12 protein-coding genes are annotated in these 15147 nt (G+C 61.6%); 1 reads left to right on the forward strand and 11 read right to left on the reverse strand.

Annotation, left to right across the window (positions count from 1 at the left end):
- The first annotated feature begins 13 nt into the window (after positions 1-13).
- Complete coding sequence (locus DIE11_RS31430; RefSeq protein ID WP_124629358.1) at positions 14-1423, forward strand: UDP-glucose/GDP-mannose dehydrogenase family protein; 1410 nt, start codon at positions 14-16, stop codon at positions 1421-1423.
- Between the two features lie 180 nt (positions 1424-1603).
- On the opposite strand, the gene DIE11_RS31435 is transcribed toward DIE11_RS31430, so the two are convergent.
- The 11 genes from DIE11_RS31435 to DIE11_RS31485 all read right to left on the reverse strand — a co-directional run bounded on the left by DIE11_RS31435 (position 1604) and on the right by DIE11_RS31485 (position 15140).
- Complete coding sequence (locus DIE11_RS31435) at positions 1604-2782, reverse strand: hypothetical protein (protein ID WP_124629360.1); 1179 nt, start codon at positions 2780-2782, stop codon at positions 1604-1606.
- Between the two features lie 52 nt (positions 2783-2834).
- Entirely contained in the window at positions 2835-4208 is a 1374-nt protein-coding gene (locus DIE11_RS31440) for a DUF6418 domain-containing protein (protein WP_124629362.1), read from the reverse strand.
- Positions 4205-5434: a glycosyltransferase family 4 protein gene (locus tag DIE11_RS31445; RefSeq protein WP_124629364.1), complete on the reverse strand. Its 1230-nt coding sequence runs from the start codon at positions 5432-5434 to the stop codon at positions 4205-4207. Before DIE11_RS31445 ends, DIE11_RS31440 begins: the two co-directional genes overlap by 4 nt.
- Entirely contained in the window at positions 5431-6828 is a 1398-nt protein-coding gene (locus DIE11_RS31450; protein WP_185633852.1) for a lipopolysaccharide biosynthesis protein, read from the reverse strand. Before DIE11_RS31450 ends, DIE11_RS31445 begins: the two co-directional genes overlap by 4 nt.
- A gap of 35 nt (positions 6829-6863) precedes the next feature.
- Positions 6864-8033, reverse strand: coding sequence for a hypothetical protein (locus DIE11_RS31455; protein ID WP_124629367.1), 1170 nt, complete (start codon positions 8031-8033; stop codon positions 6864-6866).
- A 26-nt stretch (positions 8034-8059) separates the two neighbouring features.
- Positions 8060-9214, reverse strand: a complete 1155-nt coding sequence (locus DIE11_RS31460; RefSeq protein WP_124629368.1) for a glycosyltransferase — start codon at positions 9212-9214, stop codon at positions 8060-8062.
- A gap of 97 nt (positions 9215-9311) precedes the next feature.
- The gene (locus DIE11_RS31465) at positions 9312-11564 is read right to left on the reverse strand and encodes a polysaccharide biosynthesis tyrosine autokinase (protein WP_260437222.1); all 2253 of its coding nucleotides are present in this window, start codon (positions 11562-11564) and stop codon (positions 9312-9314) included.
- Positions 11565-11999 (reverse strand): low molecular weight protein-tyrosine-phosphatase, encoded by a 435-nt coding sequence (locus tag DIE11_RS31470; RefSeq protein ID WP_124629369.1) that lies wholly within the window; start codon positions 11997-11999, stop codon positions 11565-11567.
- Positions 12000-12004: 5 nt separating this feature from the next.
- Positions 12005-13099, reverse strand: a complete 1095-nt coding sequence (locus DIE11_RS31475) for a polysaccharide biosynthesis/export family protein (RefSeq protein WP_260437224.1) — start codon at positions 13097-13099, stop codon at positions 12005-12007.
- A gap of 43 nt (positions 13100-13142) precedes the next feature.
- The gene (locus DIE11_RS31480) at positions 13143-13691 is read right to left on the reverse strand and encodes a hypothetical protein (RefSeq protein ID WP_124629371.1); all 549 of its coding nucleotides are present in this window, start codon (positions 13689-13691) and stop codon (positions 13143-13145) included.
- Between the two features lie 69 nt (positions 13692-13760).
- Positions 13761-15140 (reverse strand): undecaprenyl-phosphate glucose phosphotransferase, encoded by a 1380-nt coding sequence (locus DIE11_RS31485; RefSeq protein WP_124629372.1) that lies wholly within the window; start codon positions 15138-15140, stop codon positions 13761-13763.
- Positions 15141-15147: the final 7 nt, after the last annotated feature.

The raw sequence follows: 15147 nt of genomic DNA on the forward strand, positions 1-15147 counted from the left end.
TCCATACGGCAACATGAAAATCACCATCATCGGCACCGGCTATGTAGGCCTCGTCACGGGCGCATGCCTCGCGGAAATCGGCAACGATGTCTTTTGCGTCGACGTCGATCAACGCAAGATCGATATCCTGAATGACGGCGGCGTGCCGATTCACGAGCCCGGCTTGAAAGAGCTGATTGCCCGCAATCGTGCGAGCCGCCGACTGCATTTCTCGACCGACGTCGAGGCCAGCGTCGCGCACGGCGACATCCAGTTCATCGCAGTCGGTACGCCGCCTGACGAAGACGGCTCCGCCGATCTTCAGTACGTGCTGGCCGCCGCACGCAACATCGGTCGGTATATGACGGGCCCCAAGGTGGTGGTCGACAAGTCGACCGTGCCGGTCGGCACCGCGCGGCACGTGCGCGATGCGATCGCGACGGAGCTGACGCGTCGCGGCCAGCGCCACGAAATCTCGGTCGTGTCGAATCCGGAGTTCCTGAAGGAAGGCGCGGCCGTCGACGATTTCATGCGGCCCGATCGTATCGTGATCGGTACCGACGCGGATGAGGCCGGCGAGCGGGCTCGTGAACAGATGAAACGGCTGTATGCGCCGTTCAACCGCAATCACGAGCGGACGCGCTACATGGACGTGCGCTCGGCGGAGTTCACCAAGTATGCGGCGAATGCGATGCTGGCGACACGGATCTCGTTCATGAACGAGCTCGCGAATCTTGCAGATCGCGTCGGCGCGGATATCGAGGCCGTGCGCCGTGGTATCGGTTCGGATCCACGGATCGGTTACGACTTCCTGTACGCGGGCGCCGGGTATGGGGGATCCTGCTTTCCGAAGGACGTGCGCGCCCTGGTGCATACCGCGGCCGAACACGGCCAGTCGTTGCGGATTCTGGAAGCCGTTGAAGCGGTTAACAACGCGCAGAAAGGCGTGCTGCTCGAGAAGATCTCGGAACGCTTCGGGAACGATCTGTCGGGACTCGTGTTCGGGCTGTGGGGACTCGCATTCAAACCCAATACCGATGACATGCGCGAGGCGCCGAGCCGCGAGCTCGCGGTCGGGCTGCTGAAGCGCGGTGCCAGTGTGCGTGCTTACGATCCCGTCGCAACGGATGAAGCGCGGCGCGTACTTGCATTCGACCTGAGCGACGATCCGGCCGCGCATGCGCGGCTCGAGTTCGTGGCGACGTCTGAAGACGCCGCGGCTGGTGCGGATGCGCTCGTGATCGTCACCGAATGGAAGGTATTCAAGAGCCCGAATTTCGCGGGACTCGTCGAGTTGCTGAATGAGCCGGTGATCTTCGATGGGCGCAATCTGTATGAACCGGAGGTAATGGCGGGGATGGGAATCGAGTACTACGGCATCGGACGACCCCACATTGCCGTGCAGGCCGGTCCGGCACGGACACTACGCGCCGTCCAATCCTGAATGACCTGAGTGTTGACCGCCCCGCTCTCCGGGGCGGTCTCGCCCGGCGCCACATCATCGGCGCGCCGGATGCGCGTTGCGGTCGACCTCGAATGGCCAAGCCGGCAGACGGTGCGCAACGAATACACACCATCGGGCACCGTCAGACGGCACGAAACATCGACGCAAGCGTGCGGTTGCTCAGCCGCGCACGTCCCCTCGCGTCAACAACGCTGCGTAGGCTGCACGATGTCGATCCGCGATCGTGCGCCAGCTGGGTGCGTAAGCCATCGCGCGACGCAATCCGCCAAACGGCGGCAAGTCAGCCATGACACGCGCCAGGACGTCCGGGTCAACGTCCGGGTCGACGAATCGAATCGCGCCGGTCTGGCATAGGCGATCGAGATCGATCAGGTCGTCGAACTCGCCGGGATACTCGGGCGGCGTGCAGATGATCGTCGAACCGAGTTCGAGCGAGTACCAAAAGCTGCCGCGCCGGGACGACACGCCGTCCTTGTACAGATACAAATGCGCATCACAGGCAGCGAGCAGATGCGCGAGCGTTGCCTCGTCCTCGACATAGCCTTGATGAATCACTTGGTCCATCAGGCCGCGCGCTCGCACATCGATCCAGAACTGCTTGCGTGCCGCGTCATGCCCGTCCGGAAAGTCGCCGCAGATCAGCAGCCGCGCATTCACACCCGATCGGGTCAACGCAGCGACCGCGTCGAGTAATTTCACAGGTTGCTTCCAGTCGTATACGAAGCCGAAAAAGCCCAGCAGGACACACGGTTTTCCGGAACCATCACCGAGCATCGCTTCGCGCTCGCGTCGCACCCGTTCGCGATCGATTGGTGGCACCTTCACGTTCACACCGATCGGGATCACCTCGATTCTCTGCCGAGCACCCCGCATGCGCCCTACGGCGCTACGTAGGTAGCTGTCCCGTTCGCGTTTCGACACGAAGATCAGCAAATCCGACGAAAATGCGAGCGGCAAGATACTCAGTTTTCTGAGCCAATGCATACTGCGCCATTCGTGGAACGTGGTCGCCACCTTGGTACGTGCCCACGGCAAACCGCGCTTTGCGACTGCGCCGAGAAGACCCGGAAACGGGCTACTTCCCCATCCTTCGTACGGATACTGCACATGCACGATCGCCGAGTGACGCGCCGCATCCGGAAGCACGAACCAGCCCCATGTCGACGTCGGCTTGAACATCACCCGCGTAAAGTCGAGGCGCGGGCCGCCTCTGCGTCTCGACAACTCACCGGCAAGACATTCGCCGTATTCTCCGACCGCACAACGATCCGCTTCGGCGTCGTAACCCGCCAGCATTACGATTCTTGCGGCCGTACCTTCCCGTTCCTGCTTCTTCACGATTTACCCTTTTCCCGCCGGAGACCGGCAAAGTCCATCTCAGTTTCGCCGGCTAGCCGAATCGCGACGACATGGTGTTCGGCCAAGTGCGACGCTTTCCAAATACAGCGATCGCGATCCAGAATACCAACAGGGTCGCAATCGTACGTATTCCGAACAGATACCAGAAGTCTCCCTGCTGGAGCCCGAGCATCAACAACGCGTATAGCTTCGCCGAGACGACGAGCAGAAGCAGATTTGCACCGCTCATCGCAGCCACAAGGGTGCGGACCATCATCGCGGCAAACATGCCCAACAGGCATTCGATCAGCAGCGACGGCCAGAAACCGAACAGGTAGTACAAATAGCCGGAGGTTCCCATCGTGAAAGTCACGCCGTTCTCCGTGTACGCGTTGTACAGGGACGTGTCGGCAAACTTGTACATCAGTTCGCGAACGCCAACGGGAGGCCACATGGACACGTAATCGTCGACCGAAGTCGCGCCAAGACTGGCGATATTGCGTCCGATCGATTCGGGTTTCGCTTCGTCGCGCCCAGCCTGATCCGCCGCGACCGCGTACCAGAGCTGGCCCTGAAGTACGGCGCGCGCCGCGACGGACACGAACACATCCTTCTTTTGACTCGCATACGAAAGCGCGACCGCACCAAGACCGAAGACCACCGCGATCAGGCCCACTTTCGCAAGCTTTCTGACAAAATCGCGCTCGCTCCCTTCCGCAATCGTCCGGACACCAAAGAATGAAACGATTAGCGACACCGTCGACATGAGCTGCTCGCCGTGAAGCATGTTGATCACCATCACGAGCAGCACGCCAAGGGACGCCAGGCGGCGGCCGAACCGGCGCGGTCCGGCTGCCAGAATGCCGAACAGGAAAACCGCGATCAGCCGGTTTGCAAGGAAGAACGACAACGGCGCATTGCCGGAACTGGCCCGGAACGAGAAGCGATCCATCCCGCTGAACAGCGAGAAGCCGTACGCAAGCCCCGCCACGATACCGACCAGGCAGATCGCGCATCCGACCATGAACGCCAGCCGCGCCTGCAGACGCGTCAGCACGATGCGCTCGGCGGCGGCGCCTGCACGCCGAACTCGCAGGACCCAGATCGCGCCCATGAAGAACGCGACATCATGCAGCAACAACCCCGACGAAGCGCCGATGTCATGGCCGAGCATGCCGATCTCCGACATCGTTGCGCCGAACTCGATCATCACGACCGATACCAATTCGCTCAGTTTCAGCACAGCGAACGGCACGAGCAGCAACGCCGCGCGGCTGCTCGCCCTCACAAACACGACCACGAGCAGCACGTACACGGCGACCGTGATTGGCGCCAAGGCACTCCCAAGGTCGGCGTAGCTGAGCAAGAGCAGCAGGATCGAAGAGGCGACGACGATGCCGGCCAGCATCATGTTGTTCCGGTTCATGCTGACTCCGCGACCAGAACGTGCGATTCGATCGCGTCCCGGTACAGTTCGACGTAGCGCGCAGCTATCGCTTGTGGATCGAACAAACTCTCCACCGATTCGCGCGTGGGCCCCCTGTCAACCGACACGGCAGCGCGACGCTCGGACACGAGTTGTTCAAGCGTGTCGAACAGCGCATCGTCCCGATCCGCGTCGAACACCCTGCAATCCCGACGGCCCGCGACGAGCTCGGCCAATGCGCCGCGGTTCGAGCAGACGACGGGGCGCCCGAAGACCAGCGCCTCGGCGACAGTGCGTCCGAACGGCTCATCCCAGAGGGACGGCACGACGATCACGTCAGCGCTCCGGTAAAGCATCGCGGCATCGACCTGGCCGAGCATTGTCACCTCCGGGCCCGCATGCCTCGTCAGATCGGCAACGAACCCGTCGGGGCCGCTGCCGGCGACCAGTAACCGTACGTCTCCATGTCGGGCGCGTAGCCGGTTAAAGGCCTGCAACAATTCGAGAACGCCCTTTTCCGGCACGAGTCGACCAATGTAACCAAACACGATCGCGGTACGCGCATCGCGGATACCGCGGTCCTCGTCAGGCGGTAGCGCCGGCACGCTGTTATAGACGACGGCGTCGTTCCGACGGCCGGCAAAGCAGTCATGCCGGAGATGCTCGACCAGCACGTGCCGGCTGATCCCGACGACGGTGGAGACGTGACGAGAATCGATGCGCTTCCTCGTGCAGAACACGCGGCAATCCGCACACTGGCTTTCGCAGCGCCGTCCGCTGCGATAGAGCGAACCGCGGCTGCACAGCAATGCGTAGTCGCGAATCGTATGGACGATCGGCAGTCGGCGCCGCGCCAGCCATCCCCAGATCGCCGTCGAGAAACCGTGCACGTTATTGGTGTGCACCACGTCGGGATCGACTTCGCGCACGATCGCGGACAGACGCGCGATCATCACCGGATTGAACACCTCGATTCCATGCCACGCGATGCGCGACAGCCGCCCCTTGTCGCGGCCGTCGAACGGCCAATAGACATTGAAGAGCCGGATTCGATACACGTGCACGCCGTTGACCGATTCCTTGCGCGGTACTCGGCCCCGCGCGATACAGACGACCGATACGTCATGTCCCTGCTCGACCAGGGTTTCTGCGAGCAACTGAACGGAGACTTCGGCCCCGCCGATTTTGTCCGGGTAATAGAGCGTATTGACGATCAGAATCCTCATGCCACCTCCGAAATACGATTCGGCTTGAGCGCGAGGTAGCACGCGCCGTAGAAGAGCAGCGTCGCCGCGACAACGACGATAGACAGCTCGAGCAGCGTCGATACCGTACCGATCCACAGAAGCAGCGCAGCCATCGGAATCGCACAGAACAACACCCGTACACAGCCGGCCGTTGAAACCGGGATGTCGATGAGCCGCCGGCCAACCGTAGCCGACGTGACCAGCGCAGTCGTGTAGCCGGCCAGCGACGACAACGCCGCGCCAACGGCACCATAGCGAGGTGTCAGCACGAGATGAGCGGCGACACATGCTGCCGCGCCGAGTGCGTTGGGCAAGAGGCTGAGTTCGGTGCGTCGCGCGAGACTGAACGCAATGTCGAAGTGCCCGTTTTTGAGCCCGAAGACGATCGCGGACAACGCGGCAATAGACAGCACATTCGCGGTCGCGCCTGAATATCTCGTGCCAAACAGCACGTGGATGATCGACGCTGATTGACACAAAAACACGATCACGAGCGGCGTCGCGAGCAGGCAATAGAACAGCAGGTTTCGCTCCAGGCCGCCTCGCACCGCCGAGCGATCGTCACTCTCGTGTGCACGCACGATCAGCGGATACGACGCGAGGTTGATCGACATCAGCACGACACCGAGCGACTGCAGCGCGATGTCCGCGCCGGCGGCATACTGTCCCACCGCGCTCGCGCCAGCCACTTTGCCGAGGAAGAACCGATCGAATCCGCTCAGGAAGAAATTGAACGCGAATGCCGGCGTCAGCGGCAAGCCGTAGCGCATCAGCTCACGAGATACGTCCTTAACCGGCTTGCGTAGATCGAAGTGCCGCCAGAACCGCGTGCATACCGCGGCAGTCACGCAAAGCGCGACGAATGTCGATTCGAGCAGTGCGTCGCTCGATCGCCGCCATGCGATCATCGCGACGCCCAGTACAAGGATCAGCACGGCCCGCATCAGCATGACGGCGCCATAGACCTTCGGTTCGAGATTCGCACGCTTCAGTTCGAGCGACAGCTCGATCCAGGCGATCAGCACGGTCATCGGGATGGCGAGCGCGTAGTCAATTCGATGAAACGCGTCGCCCGCGGCATAGAGCACGATGCCGGCAACCGCGACCACACCGACTGACAGCCATCCGAAACAGCGCAGCACCGAACGGATCACGGTTTCGGGCGCATCCCGGTATGCCGGATAAAACCGTAGTAGCGACAACCGCAACCACTGGAACAACACGATGTTGCCCGTCGTCGCGGCCACGAGCAGCAGCGAATATGGCCCGTACTCCTGCGGCCCAAGAATGCGCGCAAAGACGATGACGGATACAAAGGCGACGAGCGCGGGAGCGCCACGCGCGAGCAGGTACCAGAAGGTATGGCCGGACAACGACCGGCTCTGTTCCGCTTGGTTCAATCTGGCCATCAGTTGGGGAGTCTTTGGCGATCAGCGGTGCGCAAGCGCACCTCGACCGGGAAATCCTGCGAACAGGATGAGGAAGGCACGACACCCATCCGGCAGAACGCCCACATCGCCGGAAATATCTCGAGCGTCCGGGAGTCTCGACCGGGTACAGCAAGCGACCATTCGTTCGACTCGTCGTGCAACGCCGCCTCGCCGCCGCGCGGCACCAAGATCCATACCAGCGCACCCGCGACGTTCATGCGGCGGGCACGCGCCTGCATGATTCCCTGCAGAACGCCGCGAACCGTGTCGTCCTGCACGGCAGGATCGATGCGGCCGCGATCGCGCCGATAGCGAGTCGGCAGTACGCCATTCGGCGCACCGAATTCGCTGATCAGGATCGGCTTGCCCTTCGCCCAGGTCCGCACGCGCTGCAAGTAAGCAACCACCGCGGCAGGCACGCGGTCGGCAGATCGAGCGTAGAGCCCATAGGTGCGATGGTCGGCCAGGGCTTCGTCGTACAGATGCACCGAGACGATATCGACGATGTCTGCAAGCGGTGCACCATCGTCCGGATAATTCGCGACGTACGCGGCCTGCGACGCGTCAGGGTCGGCGCGCTTGCGCTTCCAGCCGCCGACCGTGATCAGCACGCCGGGATACCGCGCGCGTACAAAGGCGGCGAGCGTCCGGAATTGCGCGAGCCGGTCCGCATCGAGTTCTCGTTCGTTGTCGAGATCGATCACGATCTTGCAGCCCGCCGGTACGAGCCCGTCCAGGACCCGCTCCACCTTGTCGCGATATGCTTCTGTGCGAACCCGTGCACGCGCCCGTGGATCCTGCACCGCGTCGACCTGACTGAGCTCCGCGCGGCTCAGGCCAATTACCGGAACGATCGTGATGCCGCTGCGCCTGGCCTGCTCACCGACCTTCCGCCAGTCGGACGAACCATACGATGTGCCGCGCTGGCCCGGCGCCCATTCCGCAAACGAGGTCACGCGGAGCGCGTTGAGCCCTGCAAGCCGCGCAAGCCGGAATGCGTCGCCGATGTCGGTTGACAACTGCAACGGATCGCCGGGCAAGAGTTGTGCGATATCGACGTTGGCACCCCACATGCCGGTGCCGCCCGGTTCGCCGGCCGCATGCTGACTCAGCGCAGCTGCGCAGACCACCAGCATGATGGTTCGCACGGCCTTGACGAAGCACCTGTGTGCTTTCATCGAATCTCTCCGCTGCCCGGCAGTATCTCCAGGTCGACATGGCCGATTGCGGAACTTTCCGAGACTGCCGCGTAAGATACCGAATCGTCATACAGGGACGTCCATTGCCGAAACTTCGACTCGACCCGGAATCGCGCAGTCGCGATGCGGGTCGCCGCAACGCCCATTGATTCACGCAACGCCGGATCATGGATCAATCGACTCACGTATTCGGCAACCTCGTCAAGTGACGACGCGATGAAGCCCGTCTTGCCGTGCACGACGATGTCGCGATTGCCTATCACGTTCGTCACGATGGCCGGTATGCCGGCGACCTGCGCCTCGATCACGGCAAGCGGCATTCCCTCCCAACGCGACGTCTGCACGTACAGGTCGAGGTCGGCCATCGCCGCCAGCGCCGCGCTGCGTGGCACCCAGCCGGTACAGCGCACCGCCGTGCCACGACCTGCTTCGACGGCCTCTCCACCGATCCATACGAACTCGACGTCCGGCTGCGCCAACCGATTCGCGACAGCAAGAAACCACTCATGATTCTTCTGATACGACGCGCGCCCCATCATGCCGACGATCGTGCGGTTATCGTCCCGAAGCCTGCGTTTCGGCACATGCTCCGTTTCGACACCGTTCTCGATCAGCCTGGCATTCCGCACTCTTACGCGTCGCCTGAGCTCGTCAAGCTCACCCAGCGAACATGCGACGACCGTTCCGCCCAGACTGTCGGCAAGCCTCTCGAACGTCAGGTACAGCCACTGCTGCCAACGTGGTACGTCAGTTCGCAGGAACGAGAGCCCGTGAGGTGAATAGATCACGCGAGCGTGGCGCGCGCCGAGGCGCGCCGCCACACGCCCTAGCGCACCCGCCTTCGATGAATGCAGGTGTATCACGTCCGGCCGTTCCGACCGCAGGCAATACGTGAGTCGAAACACACCGACGACGTCTTGCAGCGGCCTGATTGCCCGATGCATCGGGATCCGGATCAACCGTACTGCCGGGTCAAAAAGCTCACGGACATTCTCCGGCGTTTCGTCGCGCTCGGAATACACGACAACGACGTCGTATCCTGCGGCAACGCTACGGTTGCAAAGATCCACAAGAAACGACAGAACCCCGCCACCGAACGCCTCCGCGACGTGAACGATCTTGCTCTTCATTGCGCCCCCAGCACAGAACACAGGCCATCTCGTCCCATCCGGACGAGGGGCCCCGTAACGCCCGATCGACACCATCCCCGTTGTGCGGCGCGATGCGTCATGCCTTTTCCGAATCCACGTACTCGTAGGCCGAGTAGCGGTACACGCCATACTTCGCGCCGTACCCATACTTGCCCAGATGAACCTTGAGCCCGTTGAACACAATTCCCTTGGGGACGACGCCCGTTTGCGTGAGCCGCTTCGACGATTCGCGAATTTCCGCGGCATTCGTCATGCCTGCCTTCGCGACGAGGAACAACGCGCCGGCGTGCTGTGCAAGCACACCCGTGTCGGCCGTGGCGAGTACCGGCGGTGTGTCGATGACGACGATGTCATAGTGACGGCTGAATTCGGCGAGCAACGTCGGCAAGCGCGGCGTCAACAACAGTTCGTTCGGGTTCGGCGGCAGTGTGCCGGTCGCAATGAAGTCCAGGTTCGGCAACACTTGAGCATGTCGCACTTCGTCGACCTGCCGCTGACCGGCAAGAAGCTCCGAAAATCCGCACTCGCGCTCGACGCCGAAGTAGTAGTGGAGGTGCCCCTTCCGCATGTCTGCATCGATCAGCAGTACCCTGGTACCCGCGTTCGCAAGAACCGCTGCGAGGTTCGACGATACAAACGACTTGCCGACGCCGGGTGTCGGCCCCGATATGACGACCACGTTCGATGCCGTGTCCATCATCGCGAACTGCATCGCAGTCCGCAGACTCCGCAGACTCTCCACTGACGGGTCGCGCGGCTCGACGCTCGACAGCACCAGCGTGTCCGATTTGTTGGCGCGAAGCTTGCGCTGGAGGACGGCCTGACGCGCACTGTACGGCACCACCGAATACACGCTCAACCCGGTCCGCTGCTCCAGTTCGTCCGGATTGCTGACACCGCCAAACATCGTCGAGCGCAGGAACGCACATCCACCGCCCAAAGACAGGCCGAGCACCAGCGACACCGCCAGATCAATCCACGCCTTCGGTTTGACTGGTTCATCCGGAACGACTGCCGTGTCGATGAGCCGAACGGTACCCACCTTTCCGGCCTTCAGCAGTTTCAGTTGCTGGATGTTGTTGAGCATCGCGACATAGAGCCCTTGACTCACTTGTACGTCGCGCGTCAGACGCAAAATGCTTTGCTCGACCATCGGCCGACTGCGGACTTTCGTGTCGATCTCGCCAAGCTGCGTGTTCAGCGACCGGATCTGGTCGTTCAATGCGACCATCGCCGGATGTGACGGCCCGAACCGCGACATCAACTCCTCACGTCGTTGCTTCAACCCGATGAGCTGCGTGTCGATGTCCACCGACTGCTGCAACATCAGCCCGGCTTCGTCGCCGAGATTGACCGTCCCGAGTTTGTTGCGCATCGCATTGAAGCGGTCCTCCGCCAGTTCGAGATCGCGCTTCATCACCGGCAACTGACTGTTCAGAAATGCGAGCGAGCGCTCCGCCTCCTCCGACTTCCGCCCAACGTTTTGCTGAACATATTCTCGGCCGATCGCGTTCATTACTTCCGACACCAGCACGGGATCCTTGTTTTGCCAAACGACATTGATCACGCCGGACTGCTTGCCGAGCTCGGTAATCTTCATGCGGTCCTGCAGATCGTCGATCGTCTGCAGTCGCGAGTATCGAATCACGTCGAATGCCGCGCCCGGGCGCGCGTTGATCGCGTTGACCTTCAGTCGGGCAGTGCCGTCGGCCGTCGAAAACGTCAGCAACTGTCCAATTCGTCCAATCACCGGTACGCTGATATCCGCCCCGCTCAGTCGATAGCGGCTCTGGTCAAGCAGCGTAATCCTGAACTTGTCGCCCTCTTCTTCAGTAGGAACATCGAACGAGTCGATCTCGATTGACTCGTTGCCCCAACAAAACCCGCCCCAACCAAATAAGCCCGGATCCGAAAGCCCCTTGTTGAACGTTGCAATGCGGCGGCCGATCAGCGGCACATAGTGCGGTTTCGCGTAGATGAAAAGTCGCGTGCTGTCGACCGCCCGCGTGACAACCAGGCGGGATCGGATCAACTCGATTTCCGCGTCTGCCGTCGACTTCACGTCGAACAACGACGACACGCTTCCAAGCAAGCTGTTCGCGGCTGAATCGATGCTGTTTTCGACCTGGATGAGCAGGTTTCCTTCGTATACGCGAGGCCGAAGCAGCGCATACAGGCCACCTAGGGCGACACAAACCGCGGTCACGACGGCGATCATCCTGCGGTTCTCAAGAAAGATGTCGAGGAGCGCGCCCAGCTCAGCCCCGTCATCCGGCAATTCGTCGCCGACGGGCCGGTTCGGCATACGATTCACTGCATCGATTTTCATTTAGAGGGTTTCCATTTTCGAAAGCCATGCGTTCAGGCCGACGTCGATTCGATCGAGTGCTTGCTCAAAGGCGTGACTGCCTTTTCGATAGGGATCTTCGATGTCGATGTCCATGAATTCGCCCACACGAAACACCTTTCCCCGGACGTGCGGAAGCCAGCCCTGGATCGACTTCTTTTGCTTGCGGTCCATCGTCAAGATCAGATCGGCATGAAGGCATTGCCAGCTCACCAGCTGGCGCGCCCGGTGCATACTGATATCGATGCCCCTGGCCTTCAGGAGGCCGATCGCACTCGTATCGGCCTCGTGGCCGATCACAGCCGTCAGCCCTGCGGACGAAACGGTCTTGTCAGGGCATCGCGCGCGCAGGATGCCCTCCGCCATCGGGCTGCGACAGATGTTGCCGGCACAAACAACCAGAATCGAATCGACCATGACGATCAACGCGTGAGGTTGTAGGCAACGCCCGAGCCTGTCAGTATCTGGCTGACGACACGGTTCAGACGCGTAAAGCCAGTCGCATCCACGAATACGACATCTTTCGGCCTGAGCTGGAATTGTTCCGCCAAGGCCAGCGCGACAGGTGAGCGCGCATCGAGCTGGAACACTGACGTGCTAGCACGGTCGGCGCCCGCCCGGATCACGAATACCGACTTCGCATCGCTGGTCGCCACGCTGACGCCGCCGGCCTCTCCGAGCGCTTCGTTAAGCGTCAACCGAGAATCGTGCATCGTCAGCGAGAGCGGCTTCGTCACTTCGCCAACGACGAATACCTTGGATTCGTCGCGCGACACGACCTTGATCGCATCACCATCGCGCAGCAGGATTTGCGACGGACTAAGCCCGGTCGAAAGCAGTTGCGGAATGCCCAACCGATACTGCCTTCCGTCGCGGTTAAGAAGGATGTTGCTGGCGTCCCCGGACGGCACAATTCCGCCGGCCTGGCTGAGCGCCTCCGTCAATGTCATCGGAACGTCCGTGATCGGCTTGACGCCAGCCTCGCGCACTTCACCGTCCACGTAGATGCGCATACTCCGAAAATCGATCACCCGCAGGGTGATCTGAGGGCGTGCGATGTATGGCACGAGTGCCGCGGCCAGTCGCTTCTGTGCATCACCGATCGACATGCCGGCGACGCGAAAGCGCCCTACGTACGGAAACTGGATGTAGCCGTCGCTGTCCACGACGTATCCCGGTATCGTCTGTTGCGGCAAACCCGTCGGCGTCGAACCTGCGTTCGCGCTGACAAGTGAATAACTCAGGCTCGGCAGCACAAGCTCCGGATGATCCCAGACGATCACCGACAGCACGTCCGACGGGCCGATGCGATACGCTTCAGGCCGGGCGACCAGCCGTTCGAGCACAACGCGATTCGTGTCGGCCGCGTGTTCACGATTTTGCGTATCGATAAGTGCGCTCGTGATCGGCAAGATCGGCACCCCGGGTTGCGTGTCGTCGTGCGAGTTGGGCAAATCGTTGAACGACATCCCGGGTGCGATCGTGCAGGCCGTCAGAAACGACACGATGGAAAGCACCGGTACAACGCGTAATAGACTCATTTTTCTACCTGGGCATGGACTAATGCAGATCGCCGGCAGTCGACGACTGCGGCGTGCCGACAAGTGCGCCGCCGGACGGGAGCGGCACGGAACCCCAATTAGGTGGTAGCGCCGCTCCCATTCCACCGGCCGCACCATAAGAGCCGGACATGCCGGCAAGTCGCGGCATGCCCGCGAATCCCGAGTCACCGGACATGCCAGGAAAGCGTCCAAGCGCGAGGCCGTTGAACAGGGCGCCGCCTGCGGCCGTGTTTGCATTGCCTGGCATGTCGGCCGAATCGCTCGTCGTGACGGTGCCGGCGAGCGTGCCTGGCCCCGCGCTGCCCCACGCCTTCTCCAGATCGGTCACCTGGCGTGTCTCATAGCTGCGCGCGATTTTTACGCCCAAGCGCATCCTGTGCGTACGCGAATCAACGATCGGCCGTATCACCGATGGCACCGTTGTCGTGGCCGCGTTGTCGAGCATTGGCGCACCAAGCGCGAGCGCGTCTCGCGTCAGGGTCTGCGCGTGCCCCCCCGGCGACAGCGCTAGCGATAGCAACGCGATGCCTGTCGTGACTGCATTCATGTGTGTTTCACCCCGGTTGCATGTTGTTGTTTATCGAGCTGGCGGCAGCCAGCCCTTGAACCTATTGATTCAATACGCGTTGCGGTTGACGAAACCGTTCACGATCGTTGCAGCGACGATCCGCATATCCAGCGAGAACGACCAGTTCCGCAGGTAGTACAAGTCGTACTCCACCCGCTTCTGCATCTTCTCGAGACGATCAGTCTCACCGCGATAACCGTTCACCTGCGCCCATCCGGTAATTCCCGGTTTGATGCGATAGCGATGGATGTAGCCGTCGACGACTTTCTGGTAGAGACGGTCGTGCTCGATCGCATGCGGCCGCGGCCCGACGACTGACATGTCGCCGCGCAGCACATTCACGAATTGAGGCAGCTCGTCGAGGCTCGTCCGTCTGAGAAAGCGCCCGACCCGGGTAATACGGGTATCGGTTTTCGTCGCCTGCGTCACCACGCCGGCTTCTTCCACATGCACACGCATCGTGCGGAACTTCAGAATCTCGAACTCGCGCCCGTCGGCACCCTTGCGGAATTGCTTGAAGAACACCGGCCCCGGCGACGACAGCTTCACCGCGATGGCGATTACCCCCAACACTGGTAGCAGTGCTAACAGTGCCAGGGCGGCAAAAAGCCGGTCGAATATCTCCTTCTGAAGCATCGCGCGGTGCGGCAGCGGCGAGGCGACGAGGTTGATCGCGGGTGCGCCGACCAGATCGATCATCGCGCCGTCGAACAACGCGACGCTACGCACATCCGGGATGAAACGGATATTCACGAGGTCCTGACCGAACTCGTTCACGAAACGCAGGATCGTTGCCTCTTCGGACAATGGCAACGCGAGCCAGATCTCCTGAACACCGCCGTCACGCACATGCGCGGCAAATCTGTCCAAATCGCTGAACGTCGGCACGCTCGAATGCGCAACATCCGCCAGCGGACGCAAATCCAGAATCGCGGACGCGCGGAATCCGCTCGCCGGCGATTCGTCCAGTTTTCGGACCACCTGATGGCAATGTTGCCCGTAGCCGACCACCGCGACGCTGCGCAGGTTCAGACCGACGCGTCGCACGCTCCGCAGCGCCATGTGCGTGACAATGCGCGATGCGATCAACGCGGCGCCCGTAATCGCGGTCCAGTAGACGAACCACAGCCTCGAAATGACGTCCACGCGATGCAACGAAAACATCAGGATGATTCCGCACGCCTGCACGACGAGCCATGCAAGCGAGATCTTTCCGATGAGCCGCAGCATCGAACGTCCTCGCCACGACTCGTACACGCCGAAAACCGGGAACAACACGAGCGAGAATGCGATGCCGAATGTGACAACCGCACTGTCGAAATGATTGTTTGCCACCTGCAAAAAGCGGAACTGCGACGCCAGGAGCGAACCCGCGATGATCAGAACGACGTCAAGCAGGCGTGCCATCAAACCTTGTAGCCCGAGCATTTTTAGT

This window comes from Burkholderia sp. Bp9012 (assembly GCF_003853825.1).
Lineage (GTDB): Bacteria > Pseudomonadota > Gammaproteobacteria > Burkholderiales > Burkholderiaceae > Burkholderia > Burkholderia diffusa.